23 protein-coding genes are annotated in these 22960 nt (G+C 60.9%); 14 read left to right on the top strand and 9 right to left on the bottom strand.

The window, feature by feature from the left end:
* Nucleotide 1: 1 nt before the first annotated feature.
* Together ASE98_RS23870 and ASE98_RS23865 are read left to right on the top strand one after the other, a co-directional pair.
* Nucleotides 2-955: a FecR domain-containing protein gene (locus ASE98_RS23870; RefSeq protein ID WP_060543770.1), complete on the top strand. Its 954-nt coding sequence runs from the start codon at nt 2-4 to the stop codon at nt 953-955.
* A 115-nt stretch (nt 956-1070) separates the two neighbouring features.
* Entirely contained in the window at nt 1071-3557 is a 2487-nt protein-coding gene (locus ASE98_RS23865; protein WP_082457630.1) for a TonB-dependent siderophore receptor, read from the top strand.
* Between the two features lie 345 nt (nt 3558-3902).
* On the opposite strand, the gene paoC is transcribed toward ASE98_RS23865, so the two are convergent.
* Genes paoC through paoA form a run of 3 tightly spaced genes read right to left on the bottom strand, consistent with a single transcriptional unit; the run spans nt 3903 to nt 7692 of the window.
* Nucleotides 3903-6101, bottom strand: a complete 2199-nt coding sequence (gene paoC / locus ASE98_RS23860) for an aldehyde oxidoreductase molybdenum-binding subunit PaoC (protein ID WP_060543769.1) — start codon at nt 6099-6101, stop codon at nt 3903-3905.
* Nucleotides 6098-7054: an FAD binding domain-containing protein gene (locus tag ASE98_RS23855; protein ID WP_060543768.1), complete on the bottom strand. Its 957-nt coding sequence runs from the start codon at nt 7052-7054 to the stop codon at nt 6098-6100. Before ASE98_RS23855 ends, paoC begins: the two co-directional genes overlap by 4 nt.
* Nucleotides 7051-7692: an aldehyde dehydrogenase iron-sulfur subunit PaoA gene (gene paoA / locus ASE98_RS23850; RefSeq protein WP_060543767.1), complete on the bottom strand. Its 642-nt coding sequence runs from the start codon at nt 7690-7692 to the stop codon at nt 7051-7053. Before paoA ends, ASE98_RS23855 begins: the two co-directional genes overlap by 4 nt.
* Before the next feature lie 199 nt (nt 7693-7891).
* Here paoA and ASE98_RS23845 point away from each other — a divergent pair, with 199 nt between their 5' ends.
* A complete protein-coding gene (locus tag ASE98_RS23845) occupies nt 7892-8614 on the top strand; it encodes a GNAT family N-acetyltransferase (protein ID WP_060543766.1) in 723 nt (240 codons plus the stop codon).
* Nucleotides 8615-8970: 356 nt separating this feature from the next.
* Here the strand turns inward: ASE98_RS23845 and ASE98_RS23840 are convergent, their stop codons facing one another.
* Nucleotides 8971-9912: a class I SAM-dependent methyltransferase gene (locus ASE98_RS23840; RefSeq protein WP_060543765.1), complete on the bottom strand. Its 942-nt coding sequence runs from the start codon at nt 9910-9912 to the stop codon at nt 8971-8973.
* Between the two features lie 275 nt (nt 9913-10187).
* Here ASE98_RS23840 and ASE98_RS23835 point away from each other — a divergent pair, with 275 nt between their 5' ends.
* The 5 genes from ASE98_RS23835 (at nt 10188) to ASE98_RS23815 (ending at nt 13284) form a co-directional block, all read left to right on the top strand.
* The gene (locus ASE98_RS23835; RefSeq protein ID WP_060543764.1) at nt 10188-10805 is read left to right on the top strand and encodes a cytochrome b/b6 domain-containing protein; all 618 of its coding nucleotides are present in this window, start codon (nt 10188-10190) and stop codon (nt 10803-10805) included.
* Entirely contained in the window at nt 10802-11587 is a 786-nt protein-coding gene (locus tag ASE98_RS23830; protein ID WP_060543763.1) for a molybdopterin-dependent oxidoreductase, read from the top strand. Before ASE98_RS23835 ends, ASE98_RS23830 begins: the two co-directional genes overlap by 4 nt.
* Nucleotides 11588-11637: 50 nt before the next feature.
* Nucleotides 11638-11901, top strand: coding sequence for a pentapeptide MXKDX repeat protein (locus ASE98_RS23825; protein WP_060543762.1), 264 nt, complete (start codon nt 11638-11640; stop codon nt 11899-11901).
* Between the two features lie 223 nt (nt 11902-12124).
* Nucleotides 12125-12529, top strand: a complete 405-nt coding sequence (locus tag ASE98_RS23820) for a response regulator (RefSeq protein WP_060543872.1) — start codon at nt 12125-12127, stop codon at nt 12527-12529.
* A gap of 86 nt (nt 12530-12615) precedes the next feature.
* Nucleotides 12616-13284 (top strand): HAD-IA family hydrolase, encoded by a 669-nt coding sequence (locus ASE98_RS23815; RefSeq protein ID WP_060543761.1) that lies wholly within the window; start codon nt 12616-12618, stop codon nt 13282-13284.
* A 146-nt stretch (nt 13285-13430) separates the two neighbouring features.
* Here the strand turns inward: ASE98_RS23815 and ASE98_RS23810 are convergent, their stop codons facing one another.
* Entirely contained in the window at nt 13431-14066 is a 636-nt protein-coding gene (locus ASE98_RS23810; protein ID WP_442962714.1) for a methyltransferase family protein, read from the bottom strand.
* Nucleotides 14067-14265: 199 nt separating this feature from the next.
* Nucleotides 14266-14565 (bottom strand): DUF2388 domain-containing protein, encoded by a 300-nt coding sequence (locus ASE98_RS23805; protein WP_060543760.1) that lies wholly within the window; start codon nt 14563-14565, stop codon nt 14266-14268.
* A gap of 219 nt (nt 14566-14784) precedes the next feature.
* On the opposite strand from ASE98_RS23805, the gene ASE98_RS23800 reads away from it, so the two are divergent.
* Nucleotides 14785-15381 (top strand): DinB family protein, encoded by a 597-nt coding sequence (locus tag ASE98_RS23800; RefSeq protein ID WP_060543759.1) that lies wholly within the window; start codon nt 14785-14787, stop codon nt 15379-15381.
* 246 nt (nt 15382-15627) lie between these two features.
* Nucleotides 15628-16425 (top strand): SDR family NAD(P)-dependent oxidoreductase, encoded by a 798-nt coding sequence (locus ASE98_RS23795; RefSeq protein WP_060543758.1) that lies wholly within the window; start codon nt 15628-15630, stop codon nt 16423-16425.
* Between the two features lie 95 nt (nt 16426-16520).
* Here the strand turns inward: ASE98_RS23795 and ASE98_RS23790 are convergent, their stop codons facing one another.
* Together ASE98_RS23790 and ASE98_RS23785 are read right to left on the bottom strand one after the other, a co-directional pair.
* A complete protein-coding gene (locus ASE98_RS23790) occupies nt 16521-17915 on the bottom strand; it encodes a sensor histidine kinase (protein ID WP_060543757.1) in 1395 nt (464 codons plus the stop codon).
* Entirely contained in the window at nt 17893-18576 is a 684-nt protein-coding gene (locus tag ASE98_RS23785; RefSeq protein WP_060543871.1) for a response regulator transcription factor, read from the bottom strand. The genes ASE98_RS23790 and ASE98_RS23785 overlap by 23 nt, the downstream gene beginning before the upstream one ends.
* A gap of 149 nt (nt 18577-18725) precedes the next feature.
* Here ASE98_RS23785 and ASE98_RS27385 point away from each other — a divergent pair, with 149 nt between their 5' ends.
* Together ASE98_RS27385 and ASE98_RS23780 are read left to right on the top strand one after the other, a co-directional pair.
* Nucleotides 18726-19061: a hypothetical protein gene (locus ASE98_RS27385; protein ID WP_082457629.1), complete on the top strand. Its 336-nt coding sequence runs from the start codon at nt 18726-18728 to the stop codon at nt 19059-19061.
* A 180-nt stretch (nt 19062-19241) separates the two neighbouring features.
* Entirely contained in the window at nt 19242-20168 is a 927-nt protein-coding gene (locus ASE98_RS23780; protein ID WP_060543756.1) for a hypothetical protein, read from the top strand.
* Here the strand turns inward: ASE98_RS23780 and ASE98_RS23775 are convergent.
* Entirely contained in the window at nt 20165-20557 is a 393-nt protein-coding gene (locus ASE98_RS23775) for a hypothetical protein (protein ID WP_060543755.1), read from the bottom strand. The two genes, ASE98_RS23780 and ASE98_RS23775, sit on opposite strands and share 4 nt — an antisense overlap.
* Before the next feature lie 171 nt (nt 20558-20728).
* On the opposite strand from ASE98_RS23775, the gene ASE98_RS23770 reads away from it, so the two are divergent.
* Both ASE98_RS23770 and ASE98_RS23765 read left to right on the top strand, forming a co-directional pair.
* Nucleotides 20729-21133, top strand: coding sequence for a TraR/DksA family transcriptional regulator (locus ASE98_RS23770; protein WP_060543754.1), 405 nt, complete (start codon nt 20729-20731; stop codon nt 21131-21133).
* Between the two features lie 167 nt (nt 21134-21300).
* The gene (locus ASE98_RS23765) at nt 21301-22917 is read left to right on the top strand and encodes a methyl-accepting chemotaxis protein (protein WP_442962713.1); all 1617 of its coding nucleotides are present in this window, start codon (nt 21301-21303) and stop codon (nt 22915-22917) included.
* Nucleotides 22918-22960: the final 43 nt, after the last annotated feature.

Here is a 22960-nt window from a genome sequence, read left to right as displayed (position 1 = left end):
CATGGTGCGCCCGCAACCGTTGGATCACGCCACCCTCGAAGCCGCCGCACGCTGGTATGTCGACCTGCGCGACGAGGCGCCGGACGAGGCCGTCCGCGAGGCCCATCGGCGCTGGCTGGAGCGTGATCCACGGCATCTGCAGGCCTGGGAACGCCTGGCGCGCCTGCAAGACAAACTCGGCCAGATCAGCCCCGGCATGGCCCGGCCGACTCTCGCCAGCGCCAGGGCCAAACGCCGGGATGTACTCAAGGTACTGTCGATTTTGCTGATGGCGAGCGGGGCGGGTGCAGTGGCCTGGAACACCACGGCGCTGCCGACCCTGATGGCCGATCAGCGTACCGGGACGGGCGAGCGCCGCCGTGTACGCCTGGACGATGGCAGCCAATTGCAACTCAACACCGCGACGGCCGTGGACATCCGCTACAGCGCAAAACTGCGCGAAGTGCGTTTGCTCAAGGGTGAAATCCTCATTGAAACGGCCCGTGATGCGCTGGCGCGGCCTTTCGTTGTTCACACGGGGGAAGGCAGCATCCGCGCCCTGGGCACGCGGTTCAATGTGCGCAGTGAGGCGGGGCGCACGCTTGTCAGCGTGCAGGAGCATGCCGTGGAGGTGCGCGCGCTCAGCTTGGTGGGTCCGGCGGTGCGGGTCGACGCCGGGCAGCAGGTGAGCTTTCGCCAGGACAGCATCGAGTCCGTGGGGCAGGCCAATGCACAGGCTGATGCCTGGACTCGCGGCATGCTGGTGGCCAACGACTGGCGGCTGGCCGATTTCATCAGGGAGTTGCAGCGTTATCGTCCGGGGCACCTGGGGTGTGATCCGGCGGTCGCGGCGCTGCGTATCTCCGGGGCGTTTCATCTGGGCGATACCGACACGGTGCTGGACAACCTGACGTCCACCTTGCCCGTGCGCATTCGCCGATTCAGTCGCTATTGGGCCACGGTAGAACCGGTTTGAGTATGCAGACAGAAATATTTCGCGAAGGGGTTGTTGATTTTGATTCTCGTTCGACTTTGTAGGTAGAGGCGCAACAGACGCCGCCATTGACTGCCAACGGGCGAAAGGAAACTGCATGACCCCTCGCAATCCCCACCTGCACATTTGTTCTACCCAGCCAGCCATCAAGTCTTTGAACCGCGCAGTGCAGGCTGCAGTGTTGGGGATGGCGCTGGCCGTTCCACTGGGGATGGCGGTGCTGGCGCAACCGGCCTGGGCGCAAACCGATGTCCAGGCACAGTTCAACATTGCGGCCGGTCCGCTGGATTCGGCGCTGACCCAATTTGCCGCCACAGCCGGTGTCACCGTTTCATTCGACCCGGCCCATGCCACTGGCCATAGGACTGCTGGCTTGCAGGGCCGCTACCCGGTTGATGCCGGATTGCGGCAGTTGCTGGTCGGGACCAGGCTGGAAGCGGTGCGTCACGACAATGGCAGCTATTCGCTGCTGCCAATGGTGGCCAGCGGTGAAGCGCTGCAACTGGGCGCTACAAGCATTTCCGGCGTGGTCACTGAGTCGGCCTATGGCCCGGTCGACGGCTACGTCGCCACCCGCAGCGCCACCGCTACCAAGACTGACACGCCGATCCTGGAGATCCCGCAGACCATCAACGTGGTCACTGCCGATCAGGTGGAAGCCCAGGGCGCCCGCAACCTGACCCAGGCCCTGCGCTATACACCGGGGGTGAACACCGGCGGATTCACCGATCGCAATTCGATCGCCGATGAAATCACCAGCCGTGGTTTCGCCCCGACGCCGCTGTATCTGGACGGCGCGTATATCCCCTATGCCGGCAGCCTGGGTGGCGCGCCGCAAATCGATCCATACACCCTGGAGCGCATTGAAGTGCTTAAGGGCCCGTCGTCGGTTCTGTACGGGCAGAACCAGCCCGGCGGCCTGATCAACATGGTGTCCAAGCGGCCGACCAGCGAGCAGCGCAACCAGGTCAAACTGGGCGCGGGCAGTTACCACCGGGTCAACGGTGCCTTCGACACCAGCGGCCCGCTCGACGAGCAGAAGCAGTTCAGCTATCGCCTGGTCGGTGTCGCGGACAAAGGCAACGAACAGGTCGACCACAACAACAGCCAGCGCATGTTGCTGGCGCCAAGCCTGACCTGGGCGATCAACGACGCCACGTCTCTGACCTTGCTGGCCCAGGCCCAGCGTGATGAGGGCGTGCCGGATTATCAATCGCTGCCGCGGATCGGCTCCCTGGAGCGCGGCCCGAATGGCGAGCGAATCAACCGCCACTTTTTCTCCGGCGACACCAACTTCAACGATTACAAACGCGATCAGTACGTCTTTGGCTATGACTTCAGCCACGACTTCAGCGAAGACCTCAAGTACCGCTCCACCGCGCGTTACACCGACGTGCGCGACCGCTACAAAGGCTTCTACCTGCGCAGCTTCGTCACCGAGGCGGGGGTGACCGATTTCACCCGCGCCAACCGTGCCAAGGTCGACTGGCGCCAGCACAACATCGCCTACACCATCGATAACAACCTGGAATACAAATTCAACACCGGCGCCTTGGAGCACACCACCCTGGCGGGCGTGGACTACCGCCATTTCTCCCGCAAGTACGACGGTTACAACGCCAACAACGTGTTGCCGGTCGATCTGTATGGCAAGAACAACTACGACACCAGCAGCGTGACGCCGACGCTCACCACGCAATGGGACAACACCCTGCGCCAGACCGGCGTGTACCTGCAGGACCAGATCAAGCTGGACCAGTGGATCCTGACCATCGGTGGTCGCCAGGACTGGGCGGAAGTCGACAACAAGGATCTGCTGGCCTCTACCCGCGAAGACAAGCGCGACAATAAGTTCACTGCACGGGTGGGCCTGACCTACGTCACCGATTTCGGCCTGGCGCCCTATGTCAGCTACTCCGAGTCCTTCCTGCCGACCATGGGCACTGCGGCTCCCCAGCGTGGTGGCAAGGCGTTCGAGCCGACCGAGGGTGAGCAATACGAAGTGGGGGTGAAGTACCAGCCGTTCGAGAAGACCCTGATTACCGCTTCGGTCTATCAGATCAAACAGAAAAACGTGCTGACCGGCGACGACGACTATCCGGAGTTCATGTCCCAGGCCGGCGAAATGCGTTCGCGCGGCGTCGAACTGGAAGTCAAATCGAGCATCGACAACGTCGACGTACTGGCTGCTGCCAGCTACATGGATTCGTTCTACACCAAGGATACCTGGGGCAATCAGGACAATCGCAACGAAGCCCAGTCGCCGGTAGCGGCGGCACTATGGGTGGACTATCACTTTACCCAGGCCAGCCTCAACGGCCTGACCTTCGGTGCCGGAGCCCGCTACACCGGGCGCAAGCCGGGTGATGCGGCCAACTCGTTCGACGTGCCGTCCTACGTTGTCTACGACGCCACCGTCAGCTACGACATGGGCAAGCTCGACCCGAGCCTGCGCGGCCTGCAGAGTCGTCTGAACGTGCAGAACATCTTCGACCGCGAGTATGTGTCGGACTGCAACTATTCGTTTGGCTGCTACTACGGACAGGAGCGGGTGGCGTCGGTCGAGATGACTTACGACTGGTAGTGTTCGGCGTCGTCGCGGCTCACGCCATCGCGAGCATGCTCGCTCCTACAGTGAATCTGCAATGCGCACGAAATCTGTGTACGGCCACAGATCCCTTGTGGGAGCTGGCCTGCCGGCGATGGCGGTGTGTCAGTCGCCCTTGATGCTGGATTTGCCGGCCTCATCGCGAGCATGCTCGCTCCTACAGTGAATCTGCAGTGCGCACGAAATCTGTGTACGGCCACAAATCCCTTGTGGGAGCTGGCCTGCCGGCGATGGCGGTTTGTCAGTCGCCTTTAATGCTGGATGTGCCGGCCTCATCGCGAGCAGGCTCGCTCCTACAGTGAATCTGCAGTGCACGCGAAATCAAATCATCTGCGGCAACTTGTCGAGCATCTTGTCGAGGGTGATGGGGTAGTCGCGCACGCGAATGCCCGTGGCGTTGTAGATGGCATTGGCGATCGCCGCGCTGACCCCGCAGATGCCCAGTTCGCCGACACCCTTGGCTTTCATCGGCGATGAGACGGGGTCGGGTTCATCGAGGAAAATCACTTCCTGGTGCGGGATGTCCGCATGCACCGGCACCTCGTAGCCGGCCAGGTCGTGATTGACGAAATAGCCCAGGCGCTTGTCCACCGCCAACTCCTCCATCAGCGCGGCACCAACGCCCATGGTCATTGCGCCGATCACCTGGCTGCGCGCCGAGGTCGGGTTGATGATGCGACCGGCTGAACACACGGCGAGCATCCGGCGCACGCGGGTTTCACCGGTCGCGCTGTCTACCGCGACTTCGACAAAGTGTGCGCCGAAGGTCGACTGCTGGTACTTCTTGCTCAGTTCGGCGAACTCGATGGAATCCTCGGCGACCAGTTCACCGGCCTGGGCGGCATTGCGCAGGGGTATGCGTTTATCGCCTGAATGCACTTCGCCGTCGGCGAAAACGGCATCCCCCAGGGGCACGCCGAGTCGTTGCGCAACCGCCTCGCGCAATTTGACGCAGGCGGCATAGACGCCTGCCGTCGAGCAATTACCGCCGAACTGGCCGCCCGAGCCAGCCGATACGGGATAGCTGGAATCCCCCAGGCGCACCACCACATTGTCCAGCGTGACGCCCATCATTTCTGCGGCGGTCTGGGCGATGATGGTGTAGCTGCCGGTGCCGATATCGGTCATGTCGGTTTCCACGGTGACGATGCCTTGCTCGTTGAGCCGTACCCGGGCGCCCGATTTCACCGTCAGATTGTTGCGAAAGGCCACCGCCATGCCCATGCCGATCAACCAGCGGCCTTCTCGCCGGGTCCCTGGCTGCTCGTTACGACGATCCCAGCCGAAATGCTCGACGCCGGTGCGCAGGCACTCGATCAAGCGCCGCTGGGAAAAGGATCGCTGCGGATTGACCGGATCGACCTGGGTGTCGTTGCGCAGGCGAAACTCGACCGGGTCGAGCTGCAGTTTTTCCGCCATCTCGTCCATGGCGATTTCCAGCGCCATCATTCCCGGGGTCTCGCCCGGTGCGCGCATGGCGTTGCCCTCCGGCAGGTCGAGGGTCGACAGGCGCATGGTCACCCGACGGTTTTCCCCGGCGTACAGCAGTTTGCTTGGCTGCGCGGCCAGTTCGAGCTTGCCGCCGGGCAGGTCGCCGGACCAGCCTTCATGGGCGATGGCCGTGATCTTGCCGTCCGCGGTGGCGCCGATGCGGATACGCTGGATAGTGGCCGGGCGGTGCGTGCAGTTGTTGAAGATCAGCGGCCGCGCCAGCGCGACTTTCACCGGCCTGCGGGCCATGCGCGCACCGAGGGCGGCGAGCAGGGCATCGCTGCGGATGAACAGCTTGCCGCCAAATCCGCCGCCAATGTACGGGGAGATCAGTCGCACATTTTCCTTCGGCACACCGAGGGTGGTCGCCAGATCGGTGACTGACCAATCGATCATCTGATTGGAGGTCCACAGGGTCAGTTTGTCGCCCTCCCAGGCGGCCATCGAGGCCATGGGTTCCATCATCGCGTGGGCCTGATCGGGCGTGGTGTAGGTCGCGTCCAGCTGCACCGGTGCGGCGGCGAAGGCCGCTTCGAAATCGCCGTGCAGGGTGTCGGCCATCTGCTCTTTGGACTCCACGCCGGACTCGTGGCTGGCGGCCAGGTCGAACACACCCTCGGCGCGCTCGTAGCGAACCTCGACCAGCTGCGCGGCGGCCTGCGCCTGCTCCAACGTTTGCGCCACCACCAGCGCGACGGCCTGGTGGTAATGCTGGACGTCGGGGCCGGCGAGCAGTTTCGCGGTGTTGTATTTGCCTTTGCCGAGCTTGCCGGCGTTGGCGGCGGTAACAATGGCAAGCACCCCCGGAGCGGCCTCGGCAGCGCTCAGGTCCATCGCGCTGATACGGCCCTTGGCGATGGCCGAGCCGATCACCACGCCATAGGCCTGATTGGCCACGGCGTGGTGATGCTCGTAGGCATAGGGCGCCTGGCCGGTGGTCTTGAGTGGCCCTTCGATGCGCGTGGTGGCTTTGCCGACGACTTTCATCTGGTCGATGGGGTTGGTGCCGGCCGGAGTGTCGAATTTCATGCCTGTTCCCTCGCCTGGGCCATGACCGCCGCGAGCGTGCGCTCGACCAGGGTGATTTTGAAGGCGTTGTCGTCGGTGGGGGTGGCTCCGGCGAGCAACTGTTCGGTCACGGCCGTGGCGCCCTTGGACATGCTGGCTTCGGCGCTTTCCAGGCGCCAGGGTTTGGGTGCGACGCCGCCGAGGGCGACACGGCCGCTGCCGTCCTTTTGAAGGATCGCGGCGACCGAGATCAGGGCGAATGCGTAGGAGGAGCGGTCGCGCACCTTCTGGTAAATGTGCGTACCGCCCACCGGCGCCGGCAAGGTAACTGCGGTGATCAATTCATTGGGGGCCAGGGTGGTTTCGATATTGGGCGTGGTGCCGGGCAAACGGTGCAGGTCGGCGAGGGGAATCACCCGGGTCGTACCGTCTGGCTTGATCGTTTCTACCTGCGCATCGAGGGCGCGCATCGCCACCGCCATGTCGCTGGGGTGGGTGGCGATGCAGGCGTCGCTGACGCCGATGATCCCTAACTGCCGACTGAAGCCGGCAATGGCTGCGCAACCACTGCCCGGCTGGCGCTTGTTGCAGGCCTGGTTGGTGTCGTAGAAATACGGGCAGCGCGTGCGTTGCAGCAGGTTGCCGGCGGTGGTGGCGACATTGCGCAACTGTCCGGAAGCGCCGGCTAGCAGGGCTCGGGCGAGCAGACCCCAGTCTTTGCGGATGCGCGGGTGGGCGGCGAGGTCGGTGTTGCGTACCAGGGCGCCGATACGTAAACCACCATCGGCCGCGTCTTCGATCCGGTCCAGCCCGACGTCGTTGACGTCGATCAAGTACGCCGGCGTCTCGATTTCCAGTTTCATCAAGTCCAGCAAGTTGCTGCCACCGGCAATGAACCTCGACCCGCTGGTCTGTGCAGCCAGGGCCGCCGCTTCGGCGGGGGATTGCGCGCGCAGGTAGGTGAAAGGTCTCATGCGCTGGCCTCCGCGACTTCGCTGATCGCCTCGATGATGTTGGAGTAAGCGCCGCAACGGCAGATGTTGCCGCTCATGCGCTCCTGGATTTCCCCGGCGATCAGCTGAGGTGCTTCAGTCAGGCTGGGGCTGGCGTGGCTGGGAATGCCATCGCGAATCTCCTTGAGCACCGCGACGGCCGAACAGATCTGTCCCGGGGTGCAGTAACCGCACTGGTAGCCGTCGTGCTTGATGAACGCTGCCTGCATCGGGTGCAGGTTGTCCGGAGTGCCGAGGCCCTCGATGGTGGTGATCTGCGAACCCTGGTGCATGACCGCCAGGGTCAGGCAGGAATTGATCCGCCGGCCATTGGCGATCACCGTGCATGCACCGCATTGACCGTGGTCGCAGCCTTTCTTGGTGCCCGTCAGTTGCAGGTTTTCGCGCAGGGCATCGAGCAGGGTGGTGCGGGTGTCGAGGTCCAGCTCGCGCTGCTCGCCGTTCACCTGGATCGACACTTTAGCCTTGACTGGCTGCGAGGCGTTGACGGCGCTGGCCTGCGCGCAGATAAACGGCGGCAGGACGACGCTGGCCGCTGTCACTACGCCCACGATCAGCAAATTGCGTCGGGTAATCGGCAGCAGGTTGCGGTTGTCCATGGTTCGATTCCTGTGTTTAGCGGCGAACGCAGCCCATGGCTGCGCGTGAAAGCCCTCATCTCTGAAGTGACCTGTGGAGGTGGGGAAAAGTTTTTGCGGTTTTCGGGCATACAGTTATGCGTGTGGCTCATGAATCCACAGCGCCAGCAGGGCGGGTTATGATAGGCAGCCTCGCCACCCCCCGGAGTCCAGCCCTTCAATGCCCCGCATCAGCCATTTCAAGTCGCCGTGCCCCGAGCACGTCAACAGCCAGATCCTGCAGATGGTCGTCGACAACCTGACCGACATCAGCATGGTCGCCATCGCGCCGAGCAACCTGCTGTACAACCTGTATCAGTACGCCATCGGCTATGAAGTGCACCTGTATCTGCAGGCTTTGAACGGTGAGAAGGGCATTGCCGTGGAGTTGATCGTCGCCACCGACGAAGACGACCCGGAACAGGTCATCGGCTTTTTGCTGTACCTGCCGGTCAAGGACGATGCCGATGCCTGCGGCGTGGCGTACATGGCGGTGCATGCCGAGCATCGGCGCCAGGGTGTGGCGCGGCGGATGCTGCGCGAGATGGTTGGTCGCTACCCCCACGCGGAGCTGACTTGTGCCGTGGCCAAGGTGCCTTATTTCGAGGCGATGGGCTTTGAGGTGGTGGGTGCGCGCGCGACCCAGGTATTGATGAATACTCGCGATCACAGCACCGATGGCTTGATGGCGCTGCTCGATGTAGCGCCGATCTACAGTTCGCTGGAGGTGCGGCAGATTCATGCCTACCTGCTGCAAAAGCACGGCAAGCGGGCGATGGCCGATGCGGAGAAACAGCGCGACCGGCATCTGGATCAGTTGACGCGCAAGGCCGTCGAGTTTGTGCGAGAGCGCTTGGGAGATGATGCCGTGCCGGCTGCGGGGCCTCGACTGCGTCTGGTCTGACCCCATTTACATCAACACCACATCCCCCTTGTGGGAGCGGGCTTGCTCGCGAAAGCGGTGTACCAGTGAGAAATTAATTAACTGACACACCGCTTTCGCGAGCAAGCCCGCTCCCACAAGGGGGAGTGTTGAATTCAAGGTAAAAAAAGAGCCTCAAAGCTCTTTGATGGGGAGGAAGTAGAGCCCTCGAGGCTCAAGATGCGCGTGAAGCTAAGGGGTGAGCTTATAAAGGTTCAGTGCACTCACCCACTGCGCAACGGTTTGAGCCATCAAACGATTGCGCAGGTTTATCGTAAAAAGACCTAGTGTTTTGCTCAAGTACCGCTAGTCGCATCCACCCCCGGCCGGGCGCCCGGTTAATCCTGCAGTTTGAACACCAACGCCTTCAATCCACACTCCAGATCGGCATCGGGAAACTCCGGCGGATTGTCCAGACGTTGCTCGAAGCGCAAGCCCGGTGCCTCACGGGTAACGCCGTCGATGAGGAAGTCGGCACCGAACGCCGGGTCGTTCATGCAGGCCAGCACCGTACCCTGTGGGCTGAGCAATTCTGGCAAACGCCGCAGGACGCGCTGGTAGTCCTTGGTCAGCAGGAAACTGCCTTTCTGGAACGACGGCGGGTCGATGATCACCAGGTCGTAAGGGCCTTTGCCGATCACCTTGCCCCAGGATTTGAACAGGTCATGGCCGAGAAAAGTCACCTTGCTCAGGTCGTGGTCGTTGAGCCTGTGGTTGTCGCGACCACGGCTCAGGGCCGGGCTCGACATGTCGAGGTTGACCACGTGGCTCGCACCGCCCTCGATGGCCGCCACCGAGAAGCCACAGGTGTAGGCGAACAGGTTCAACACACGCTTGCCTTCGGCATTGGCCCGTACCCAGTCGCGGCCGTAGCGCATGTCGAGAAACAGCCCGGTGTTCTGTTTGCGGCCCAGGTCCACCCGGTATTTGAGGCCACCCTCGGTGATGCTCATTTCCTCGATGACGTCGCCGAGCAGCCATTCGGTGGTGCTTTGCAGCAGGTAGCGATGTTGCAGCAACAGCGTATGGGCACCGGACAGGGCCCACTGCGGCGACTGGCTGATCTCTATCAGCAGTTGCTTCAAGTCTTCCAGTTGCTCAGCTTCCGGTTCCTTGAACAGCGCCACCAACACCACGCCCTGCAACCAGTCCACGGTCAATTGCTCCAACCCCGGCCAGCAGCGGCCACGACCGTGAAACAGGCGGCGGGTTTCGGCGGGTGGCGTTGCCAGTGCCGTCAACAAGTGGTCGTGAAGGGTGGCGAGGGCGTCTGCGTTCATGGGTCTGGGTCGGCAATTTGCGGGGGCGGCATTTAACCATAGTTGCCCCATCGGCGGGCCACACAAAACCCTGTAGGAGCGAGCAGGCTCGCGATGGTCGTAAACGAAGACACTGGAGGCCTGACACCCCACGGCGCTCTCAGGTTCATCGCGAGCGTGCTCGCTCCTACAGGGGTACGCAGGCAGTTATCACGTTTAATTTAACTTTACGTGAGGATTTGGCGAACACCCGGCTTCCATACTCGGCTCCAACGAACATCAACCCGGAGCCGGACATGTCGCAGTCAACTGCCACACCCAAGGCCAGTCATCCACGCTGGCTACGCCTGACCCATTGGCTCAACGCCGTGGCGGTGCTGGTGATGGTCACCAGCGGTTGGCGCATCTACAACGCCTCGCCGATCTACGAGTTCAGCTTTCCTGCCTCGATTACCCTCGGCGGCTGGCTCGGCGGAGCCCTGCAATGGCACTTCGCAGCGATGTGGTTTCTGGCGATCAACGGTCTTATCTATCTGGCCTGCAACCTGTTCAGCGGCCGATTGCAACGGCGCTTTTTCCCGGTGTCGCCCAAAGGCGTGCTGCATGACCTGGGCGCAGCGGTGCGGGGCAGGCTGGGGCACGCCGACCTGAGTCATTACAACCAGGTGCAACGGCTGGCGTATCTGTTCGTGATGGTCGACATCATCCTGTTGGTGCTGTCGGGGCTGGTGCTGTGGAAGTCGGTGCAGTTCCCGCTGCTGCGTGAATTGCTGTGGGGCTACGAAGGCGCACGCCGTGTGCACTTCTTCGCCATGGCGCTGTTGGTGGCCTTCGTCGCGGTACATCTGCTGATGGTCGCACTGGTTCCAAAAACATTGCTGGCCATGATTGTCGGTCGCAAGGAGCACGTATGAAGAAGCCTGTTCAAGGATCAGGGCTGGACGAGTCATCCATCCTGACCGACGCCCGGAAAATCCTCGCCCCGCAGATCGAGGACCGCTCACGCCGTTCGTTCCTGCTGCGTGGCCTGACCCTCGGAGGCGTGGCCATGTTGTCCGGCTGCAACCTGACCGACAACGACAGCGTCGAGAGTGCGTTGTCCTCCATGTCGCGATTCAATGATCGGGTGCAGGGCTGGCTGTTCAACCCCAACGCCATGGCGCCGACCTATCCGCAGTCGATGATCACCCGGCCGTTTCCGTTCAATGCCTTTTACGGCATCGACGAAGCGCCGACGGTGGAGGAGGAGGGTTATCGGCTGGAAGTCACCGGCCTTGTCGCCGACAAGCGCAGCTGGCGCCTCGAAGAACTGCGCGCCATGGCCCAGACCGAGCAAATCACCCGGCACATCTGCGTGGAAGGCTGGAGCGCGATCGGGCGTTGGGGCGGGGTGCGTTTCAGTGATTTTCTCAAGCGCGTCGGCGCCGACACCGATGCCAAATACGTCGGCTTCAAATGCGCCGATGACTACTACACCAGCATCGACATGGCCACCGCACTGCATGCGCAAACCCTGCTGGCGCTGACCTGGGACGGTGCGGTGTTGCCCCGTGAATATGGCTTCCCGATGAAGCTGCGCATGCCCACCAAGCTGGGCTACAAAAACCCCAAGCACATTCAGGCGATTTTCGTCAGCAACACCTACAGCGGCGGCTACTGGGAAGACCAGGGCTACAACTGGTTCGGTGGCAGTTGACGGGCACCTGGTTGTTTCTACCTTTCCCCAATGCATCAAGGAGTTTCATCATGAAAAAGTTGACCACCGTTGTTCTGTCCATGTGCCTGGCCGTTGGCGCCGCTTGCGTTTTCGCAGCGGACACGATGAGCAATGACAGCATGAGCAAGGATTCGATGTCCAAGGACGCGATGTCCAGGGACGCAATGAAAAAGGACTCCATGTCCAAGGACTCGATGAGCAAAGACAGCATGTCCAAAGATGCAATGAGCAAGGACTCGATGAAGAAAGACAGCATGTCCAGGGACACCATGAAAAAAGAAACGTCGCAGTAAGTCCTGGTCGCCCCAACCTCTGTGGGAGCTTGCAACCTTCCACCCTGCAAGTGTCAGGGTCAGTCTGGAATCGGGCTGGCCCTGCTGCAATGACGGCTACTTTCAAAGTATTCGTCGTGCGCCTCTATCAAAAATGAATTTCCTCCGAGTCCGCTGCTCATACCTTGTAGGTAGCGGAGTAGAGCCCGCGAATTCATTTATGCAATCAGGGAGCGGCATGGTCATGAGTCGAGATTCGACGACGGGCGAACATCTTCCTGGCGGGTTGATTCTGGTGGTTGAAGATGATCCGCTGATCCTGGAGTTTCTCTGTGAAATTCTGCAAGAGGAAGGCTTTGTGGTTGAACCACAAAGCAGTGCGGACGCGGCCTCGCAGTACCTGGAGGAACATGCCACGCGAGTGCGCATGCTACTGACGGACATCACCATGCCCGGCACGCTCAATGGTGCGGACCTGGCCAACCAATTTGGCGATCGCTGGCCGGAAAAACCGATCATGATCATGTCCGGCTTTGAAACGCCAGCCAGCTCCGGGGTGCGGCATGCGGTGTCATTCATCAAGAAACCCTGGGCCATCGGGCAATTGCTCGATTGCGTGCAAGGTGCCCTGAACCCGCTCCGCCACTGACACAACCTACAGGGGGTGTGTACCGCGACATCGGGGGGGATGTTACATTGCCGGGCAACTCTGCCCGGCACCTGTGAGGTTCTCTTTTGTCTGCCCTTGAATCGGTTTTCAACACGGCCTATCGCGCGTTTCTGTTCGATATGGACGGTACCGTCCTCACCTCTATTGCCGCCGCCGAGCGAGTCTGGGCCACTTGGGCGGTGCGCCACGGGGTCGATGTCGAGACTTTCCTGCCAACCATCCATGGTGCTCGTGCCATCGACACCATCAGTCGCCTGGGGTTGCCCGGGGTGGATGCCCAGGCGCAGGCGCAGTGGATCACTGCAGCCGAGATCGAAGATGTCGATGGGGTGACCGAAGTGGCGGGCGCGGCGGCTTTTCTCAAGTCGCTGCCGGCCCGACAGTGGGCCATCGTCACCTCTGCACCGCGGGCGCTGGCGCTGCGCCGTATGGCGGCGGCCGGGATCCCGGAACCTGCGGTGATGGTGACCGCCGAGGACGTCAGCGCGGGCAAACCCGATCCTGCCGGTTACCGGCTCGCGGCTCGCAAGCTGGGGGTCGAGATCAGTGAGTGCCTGATCTTCGAGGATGCTACGGTGGGGATTCTCGCTGCTGAAGCCGCACGCGCGGATCTGGTCGTCATCACGTCAACCCATGATCATCCGATTCAGACGCCACATGCGACGCTGGTGGACTATGAGTCGGTCGCCGTTTGCCTGAAATCCGGTGATCAAATTCAACTACAAAATACCTGACCAGCACCATCCGCCCTGTGGGAGCGGGCTTGCTCGCGAAAGCGCAGTGCCAGTCGACAACACTGCCCGCTGACACTGCGCTTTCGCGAGCAAGCCCGCTCCCACCGGGATAACGTTCCAAATCACGCAGGGGCACTGTGTTCAAGCTAGTAAAGGCCGGGGATCAGTCGCCAGCTGCGGCTGCAATAGGCCTCGTATTCACCGCCACACTGCGCTTTCAGCAAGACTTCTTCCGAGTGAATACGGGCAATCAGCGGGATCAGCATCAGCGCCGTCAATAGCAAGCCAACCCCCGAACGAAAGGCCAGTGCCCATCCCAGGCCTATGATCAGCATTCCCAAGTAACTGGGGTTGCGCAGGTTGCGGTAGATCCCCTCGGTTACCAGCCTGTGCCCAGGCTGGATCGCCACCAGCCCGCTGAAGCGCCTGCCCAGCACGAACACCGGCCACAGGCGCAATGCGCCGCCAATGATGAACAACAACGCCCCGAGCCAGCGCACACCTTCGCCACCGAATGTCCAGAAATCAATGCGGTCGGTGTAGGCCGGCAGGAAACCGCTCAATATTCCGAGCACGCCAAGGGCCGGGATCACCCAGCGATTGGCCCGGTCTTCACGCTCACCCGGACTCAGGCTGGCCTCGGTAAACAGCGAAGCCACGGCCATGACCAGTGTGGCGAGGGCCACGACGATCAGCGATCCATGGGCGAAAAACGCACTGAATCCACCCAGGCCCCAGACCGCAAGCCCGAGGTAGGCGAGAGTGCCGACAATGGCGAGCAACGCAACGCCATTCTGGCCGAGAGTTTCATGAGGCCTCCACTGTCGGAGCTGCCGCAGGCCGCGATCTTTTGCTCTTGAATTTTATCTGTGTTGGCTTTCAATGCCCCAAGATAATCAGCAAAAGATCGCAGCCTGTGGCGACCCCTGCACAGCTGTCACGGGCCTTGCCGTGGGTCGATCTTCAATGATCGGCAACGCCTTACTGAACGAGGATGGCGCGGGCCAGGTCTTCGTCACTGGTGTTGTTGAGTTCGGGATGGTCCTGACGAATCGTCTGTAATACCGACTCCAGGTAGGCACCCCGGATCGCGCCGTCACTGGCCACGAAACTGGAGGCGTCATCCCGGGCGGGAATCATCAGTTTGTGGTCTTTGAAGGTCGAGTACAGCGACGCGGACACACCCGCGGACGTGGCAACGTCTTCGGCGTCCACGTCGGCCATGGCCGAACCGAAGGGCAAACAAAATACCAGCGAAGCAAGGATAAATAGACGGCGCATGACGGTGTCCTCCGACAGCGTGAAGCATAAGGGATGTACCACACTATTTAGGATGCGCGACGATCGGCAGGAGTTCCCTGCGGGTGCGACATACATTTTGTGGTGGCAGAAATTCATTGTCCGGTGCAGGCCGATATTTTCTACCGATGATCAGCGTATGGGCTGCCAAAGCCTATCGGGTCTATGCTAGGGAGTGCGCATCGCCATCGGAGAACTCTGATGATTACCGCACGCACTGCCTGCCTGCTCGCCGATTACAAACGCTGGGCCAATCAGCGGCTGTTTGACAGCCTCATGGCGTTACCGCCCGGAGAGGTCAATAAAGAGCGAATATCGGTGTTCAAGAACATGGTCGGCACGCTCAATCACGTGTTAGTTGTGGACTGCATCTGGCGGGCCCACCTCGAAGGCCGGGGGCACGACTTCAAGACCTCGCATGATCTGCTGCATGCCGAGCTGTCTGAATTGCACAGGGCGCAAAAAGAAATCGATCACTGGTACTGCGACTGGTGCGCCCGGCAAACCGATGCCTCGCTGGACAAACCCATCGAATTCACCTTTGTCTCGGGCGAAAGCGGCTCCATGAGCGCCGGCGCCATGTTGATGCATGTGGTCAACCACGCCAGCTATCACCGTGGCTGGGTGGTGCAGATGTATTTCGAGATTCCGGCCATGCCCCCGGTGACCGACATGCCGGTGTACCTGCGCGATTCCGACCCGGCATGGGTTCGATTGCCTAGTGCCCCGGCAGTGGAGCCGACATGTGCTGTGCAGTTTTCCAGCGCAACCAGCGTTCTGCCGGATCGTTATCGTTGACGCCGTTCCAGAACATCGATAGCTCGGACAGGTTGATGTCGAACGTCGCGTCATCGGCACGCAGTTGACCAAGTCGATATCCAGACTACGCTGGCGCAGACCTTCGAGCTGGTCCGCCGAGCGCAGAGGATTCCTGCGGCTTTACGTCAACTGACGGGCGAGGTGAAGCAGGTTTGCGGTCGAGCCGCGTTGCCGGGTCAAAAGTTCGCAGCCTTTGGCAGTTCCTACATTGAGGGGTGGTGACGTATGAAAATTGATTTGAGCGGGAAACTGGCGATCGTCAGCGGCAGCACGGCGGGCATTGGCTTGGGTATCAGCAAGGCGCTGGCCGAATCCGGCGCTACCGTGGTGGTGATCGGTCGCGACACGGCCAAGGTCGAACAGGCTCTGGCGAGCATTCGCCAGCAAGTGCCCGGTGCACAGTTGCGTGGTCTGACCGCGGACCTGGGCACGGCAGAAGGCGCCGACAAACTGTTCGCCGCCGAACCCCGGGCCGACATCCTGGTGAACAATCTGGGGATCTACAACGCGGTGGATTTCTTTGAGACGCCCGACAGTGAGTGGGCGCGCTTCTATGAGGTCAACGTGATCTCCGGTGTGCGCCTGTCTCGGCATTACGTGCCGGACATGGTCAAGCAGGGCTGGGGACGGGTGATTTTCCTGTCTTCGGAATCCGGGATCGCCATTCCGGCCGACATGCTCAATTATGGCGTGACCAAAAGCGCCAACCTCGCCGTGTCCCATGGATTGGCCAAGCGGCTGGCGGGCACCGGGGTGACGGTCAATGCGATCCTGCCCGGTCCGACGTTGACCGACGGAGTGGAACTGATGCTCAAGGATGCCATTGCCAGGTCGGGCCGCAGTGTTCAGGAGGAAGCCGATGACTTCGTACGCAACGCTCGGCCGACTTCGATCATCCAGCGCGTGGCCAATGTCGAGGAAGTGGCGAACCTGGTGGCGTACATCGCTTCGCCGTTGTCGTCGGCCACCACTGGTGCTGCCTTGCGGGTCGACGGTGGCGTCGTCGACAGTATGGCCATCTGAACCTGATTGATCGGGAGAGTATTACCAGGGTCAGTGCGTCAGCATTGACCCTGCGGGCGAGTCTCTGTGGCGAGGGGGCTTGGTCGTCATTAAGATCAGGCCTGAGGAATCAGCCGCTGCCGACAATCAAGCACCAACTGCGCACCCCCCAGCTCACTGCTACCTACCTCCAGGGTAAATCCATGCAGGCTGACAATGGCTGCGACGATCGACAGCCCCAGGCCGAATCCGCTTTTGAGATTGCCCGCTTCAGCGCGGTAGAAACGCTGGAACACCGCTTCGCGTTCGGCCTCGGGAATGCCGGGCCCGGAGTCGAGCACTTCGATTTTCGTGTGGCCGCCCGCGTCTGTCCCGCGCAGAATCACCTGGCCCCCGGGTGGGGTGAATTTGATCGAGTTGCTCAACAGATTCGCCACTGCTTCAAACAGCAGGGCGCGGTCGCCATTAAGTGGTGGCAAAGTCCCCGGCAGCTGCAATTGGAAAACCAGGCCATCGTCTTCTGCCAGGGGTAAATAGAAGTCATGCAGTTCCTGCAGCAGCGGTGTCGGGTCGAGCTGCACGAAGCCGGAACGGCGCTGACGGTCTTCGAGTTCGGAAATCCGCAGTAATCCCCGAAAGCGCGCCATCAGCGTGTCGGCCTCGCCGAGTACCAGATCCAGCTGTGCCGCCTCTTTGGAACCTTCACCGGCCTGTTGTTGCATGCGGTAGAGCTGCGCACGCAGGCGGGTCAGGGGTGTGCGCAGGTCGTGGGCGATGTTGTCGCACACCCCCTTGACCTCGTGCATCAGGCGCTCGATACGTTCGAGCATGGCGTTGACGATGGCGGCGAGCATGTCCAGTTCGTCGCGCCGGTTGGACAGCGGCAAGCGCCGCGTCAGGTCGCCGGCGACTATGGCTTCGGCGCTGGCCTGAATCGCGCGTATGCGTTGCAGCGGACGCCGGCGCAGCAAATGCCAGCCAATGATGCCGGGGATTATGGTCAGGGTCGCACCCCAGAACAGGGCATGCAGGATTATCCGGGTTACGGCGAACAGCGAGCCGTTGTCGCGCACCAGCACCAGCCAGCGGCCGTCCCGGGTTTGGGTCGCCACCGCGTCGCAGCTGTCGGCGGGCAGGGTCGGATCGTCGGAACCGGCACAATCGCTGAGCATGTGGATCTTGCCGTCCAGCGGCAGGCCGTAGGGGATGTGGCGCAGGGCGCCATTGAGGTAGCGGAGTTCGGCATCAAACAAACCGTAGGCATCGACGCCGCGAATATCGAACGTCATGCTGACGGCGAGGGCGTCCGCCAGTTGTTCGCCGGAGAAATGCGAAAACAGATGCTGGCGTTGCATCAGCGAATGTTTGGCCAGGTTGTCCAGATAGCTCGATACCTCGTAGTACATCACCCCCATGAGGCTCGCGCTCCAGATCACGAACAGTGAACTGTAGAGCGCCAGCAGGCGGCTGCTGGAGGAGCGCCAGCCTTTAGACGGGTTCGGCAATGACATAACCCGAGCCTCTCACGGTCCGAATCAACGGGGCATTGCCAGGTGGGTCAATCTTCTTGCGCAGGCGGCCGATATGGACATCGATCAGGTTGGTGCCGGGATCGAAGTGGTAACCCCAGACCTCTTCGAAAATCATCATTCGCGACAGGATCTGCCCGCTGTTGCGCATCAGGAATTCCAGCAGCTTGTATTCGGTGGGCAGCAGCGTCAGCAACTGGCCGTCGCGGCTGGCTTCGTGGCTGATCAGGTTCAGTTCCAGATCGGCCACGCGCAACGTGGTGGCCTGGGCGGTCACGGTGTTTTGCCGACGCAGCAGGACTTCGACCCGGGCGGCCATTTCATCGGTGGCAAAGGGTTTGGTCAGGTAATCGTCGCCACCTGCGCGCAAACCGCGGACCCGCTCATCGACGTCGGAAAGGGCGCTGATCATCAGAATAGGCGTGGCCACGCCCATGGTCCGCAGGGTGGTGACGATCGCCAGGCCATCGAGTTCCGGCAACATGCGATCGAGGGTGATCAGGTCATAGTCACCGCTGACTGCGCGCTCAAGACCCTCACGGCCATTGTCGACCCAGTCCACGTCCAGGCCATGGTTGCTCAGTTCAGCGACAATTTCCCGGGCGGTCACGGCGTCGTCTTCAATGGTCAGGATGCGGGTCATAGGGTTGGCCTGATAATCGGTTTGATACGAAGTTGCGAGCATTTTGCCAAGAATTTCCTCTCGCTTAATAAATTAACTTTCATGTTGGTGTGGCGCCGCCTGGGTGGATTGATATCATTAGGCCATGGCTTCAGGTGGGAAATTTCATTGTGCGCACTTTGTTCCGTCGCGGCTGGTTGCCGGCAAGTTTGTTGTTGCTCAGTGTCTTGAGCTCACCGGCCTGGGCCGGTAATACCCCATGCTCCGGTAAAAAGGGTGGGATTGATCGCTGCGATGGTGACCTGTTCCTTTGTAATGACGGCTCGATCAGTGGCTCCAAAAAGAGTTGTTCAGCGATGTTCGGCAATAAAAGCCAGGCCCGTCCCCAAGCCTTTGTTGGTGATGGTGAAGGTTGCGCATGTGGCACGGGTTCATTCTGCACGGGCCCCCGGGGCGGGGTGTACTGCCTGACTCCTGGCGGTACTAAAAGCTATAAGCGCAAATGAACAATGCATAAAACCCGTTCAACATAACCGTTCCTTGCAATTTGCAAGGGCCTGGTTAGTTCAAATTTTTTAAGTTTTTGAATTTTAAGGATTTATTCCAAGAGAGCGACTGGCACGGTGGCTGCAATTCCTTGATCGAAGAGTTGTAACACTTTCTTTCATGCCTGGAGCGATACAACGATGAATAGATCCTCTGATGGTTTCTACCCTGGGGTAGATGAATCCAGCACGCTTAGCGGCGTGTCCTGGGGGGCGATTTTCGCCGGGGCGGCCGCTGCGGCGGCGTTGTCGCTGATTCTGGTTCTGCTCGGCTTCGGCCTGGGCTTTTCGGCAGTGTCGCCTTGGGCCCACGAAGGCGTGAGTGCCAAGGGTCTGGGGATCTCCACCATCGTCTGGCTGGCCTTCACGCAAATCGTTGCATCGGGACTCGGTGGGTACATTGCCGGGCGGCTGCGGGTGAAGTGGGCGTACATGCATGGCGATGAAGTTTACTTCCGTGATACGGCCCATGGTTTTCTCGCCTGGTGCGTAGCCACTCTGGTGACTGCAACTCTGGTGGCCGGCTCGGTCAGCAGCATTGTCAGTGGCGGTGTACAGGCCGGTGCCAATGTTGTCGGCGGCGCAGCGAGCACCGCGACTCAAGCCATGGGGACTGCCGCCGGCAATACCGACAGTGATCAATACGGCTACTTCGTCGACAGTCTGTTTCGCGATGATCGCCCGGCCGCCGTCAGTGATGACGCTGCCCGCGGCACCGTAACCCGCATCTTTGTGCGCAACCTGGGCAATGACGGTCAACTGGCCGCCGAAGACCGGACCTACCTGGCACAAATGGTTGCACAGCGGACCAACCTGACCCAGGCCGATGCCGAGCGTCGAGTCGACGAAGTCTATGCCCGCACCCAAAAAGCCGTGGTCGACGCCAAACTGGCCGCGCAGCAAGCCGCCGACACCGCCGCCAAGGTCGCCGCCTGGACCACCTTGTGGATGTTCGTTGCCCTGTTGATTGGCGCGTTCTTCGCCAGCCTTGCCGCTACCTTCGGCGGCCGTCGTCGCGATGCGGTGGTTTATCTGGAAACCGACACCTACGTGACCACCCCACGTTAATTCAGGAGAAATACCATGCGCTCATTACTGCTGCTTTTTCTCGGTGTACCGATCCCGATCATCATCCTGATCGCGCTGTTCACGTAATAGCCTGAGGCACATGCCTCTGCCGCTTCTGCCACTGGCAGAAGCGGCGTTTTCACTTCTGCTGTCAGCAAAACCATCAACAACTGACCGTCGTCATGACGATGGGACAAGCTCGGTTGATTTGTCGGGCTGCAAAAGGCGTCCACCCGCGCAGGTTTCCGGGGAAATCCCCGATGGTGCCGCTGCAGGAGAGGCCGTTTGTCTTCTATATACAGCCGCGCGATTGAATTTCTTGCTATAAACGCAATCCGATTAACGGCCTGAAGCCTGCCGCAGAGCATTTTCAGGGCCTTGTCGGACAAATTCGCTGTCTTTTCAGTTGCTGATGCCTCAAGTCGGCCTTAGACTGCCGCCCCTCGTAAATTGAGTGCCGGGTGGCGCTTGGAAAAAATGGCGCCTTTCCGATGGCCTGCCCAGGTCTGCCGGAACGCTCCCTTATTCGCCTTAATGCACGTTTTTTTATAGAGATATCAATGACAAAGGACAAGTTGCTGGCCATGCCGGCGGACGACTACATGAACTCCGAGCAACATGCTTTTTTCTCCGAGCTGTTGCAGAACATGAAAGTCGAAACCCATGAGCGCATCGAGCAGAACCGTATCGCCATCGAGAGTCTGGACACCCCGGCTGACCCGGCTGACGCGGCTTCGGTCGAAGAAGAGCGCACCTGGCTGGTAAACGCGATCGATCGCGACCAGCGCATGCTGCCTCAGTTGGAACAAGCGCTGGAACGCATCAAAGAAGACAGCTTTGGCTGGTGCGATGACAGCGGCGAGGCGATCGGCCTCAAGCGCTTGCTGATCAGCCCGACCACCAAGTACTGCATCGAAGCTCAGGAACGTCACGAGCAAATCGACAAGCACCAGCGTCAGGCCTGATTCTGCGGGGCAGCCAGTGATCATCTGGCTGCCTTTGCTTTTCGCCGTTTTTACAAAATCCCGGTACTTCTGCTGACCCGCCCCAACACCCCCTACCAATGGACCATGGATAATGGCCATGTAGTGGCGTTAACTGCGGGTACAACAATTAGAAGCTATCCGGGGTGATGAAGATGACGAGAGAAGGACCTCTGGTTGCAGCAGTGCCTGCACCAGTGCTTTTGCCGAAGAACCGCTGGCTGACTCCAACACTGCAAAGCATCGCCCTGATACTGTTGTTGGGCGGCATGACGGTCAGTGGCTGGTCGCTTTACCTTGGCCTGCCACCGGCCGTGCTGATTATCTGGCTGCCGCGACTGCGCTCGCGCAGCACTGCCGAGGCCGCTCCTGCCGATGACGCTGACGCCATCGGTGCCCTGACGCGTGATCTCTCCTGCACCACTAGCCACAACGCGCTATCCGCCGCCGGGGTTGCCTTTTCCGTTCGCCAACTGGCAGCCAGGGTGCAATCACAGCTCGGGGCCGCTGCGCAGGTTGTCAGCAACGCGCAGGTGCTGATTGCCACCGAACAAGCCACCTCGTCCCATAGTCGTCAGGCCCTGAGTGCCGCCAGCGAGAGTCATGAGAGCGCTGTGGCCGGGCGTGCGGAGCTGATTGAATCCATCGCGCAGATGCAACAGCTCAGCCAGCGCGCCAATAGCAGCCGCGAGCTGATTGAGGCCTTGAGCCTGCGCAGCGACGATATCCAGCGCGTGACCCTGGTGATTCAATCCATCGCCAGTCAGACCAACCTGCTGGCGTTGAACGCTGCGATTGAGGCGGCGCGTGCCGGGGAACACGGCCGCGGCTTTGCTGTGGTGGCCGATGAAGTCCGCGGTCTCGCTGCGCGCACGGCGACTGCCACCGGCGAAGTCGGGGAGATGGTGGCCGATATACGGCAGCGCACCGCGCAAGTGGTGGAGCAGATCCGGCAACTATCCAGCGACCTGGTCAGCGGAGTCGGGCAGATAGAGAGCACCGGCCAGCATCTGGACAACATTGCCCGTCTGACGGCCAGTGTCGAAAGTCAGGTAGGGGAAATCGCCCAAGGTGCGCAGACCAACCGTGAACAATTCGACAGCCTGTTCCTGGCCATCGAGCAGATGCGCGGCGACCTGGCGATCAGCGATCAACAGACCCGGCGCCTCGCCGAAGCAGCGGTGCAAATGGAAGGCCAGGCCGAAACCATCAGCGAACGCCTTGCAGAGGTGGGTCTTGATGACTATCACCAGCGCGTTTACGACCTCGCCCAGGAAGGTGCGGCACAGATCGCAGCGCGTTTTGAAGCGGATGTCGAGGCAGGCTGCATCAGCCTGGACGACCTGTTCGATCGCACCTACCAGGCGATCGCCAATACCAGCCCGGCAAAATTCCAGACACGCTTCGATCGATATACCGATCAAGTGCTGCCAGGCATTCAGGAACCCCTGTTGTCGCGCCATGAAGGGCTGGTGTTCGCCATCGCCTGTACTCAGCAGGGTTATGTGCCCACCCATAATCGTGCGTTCAGCCAGCCATTGACCGGCGATGCGCAAGTTGATGCCGTACACAATCGCACCAAGCGCAAGTTCGCCGACCGCACCGGGATTCGCTGCGGCAGCCATCAGAAGGCCGTGCTGTTGCAAACCTATACCCGTGACACCGGTGAGCTGATGCACGATCTCTCGGTACCGATCATGCTCAACGGTCGCCACTGGGGCGGGTTGCGTCTGGGCTACAAGCCGGAAAATGCGTCGGCAGGGTAATTGTTACTCGCTTTGCAACACAGCTGTGCAAGGCATGGCTGTT

Origin of the sequence: Pseudomonas sp. Leaf48 (assembly GCF_001421885.1) — a bacterium.
Classification (GTDB): Bacteria; Pseudomonadota; Gammaproteobacteria; order Pseudomonadales; family Pseudomonadaceae; genus Aquipseudomonas.
Note: the sequence above shows the minus strand (reverse complement) of the source record. Positions and strands in the feature narration are given on the sequence as shown.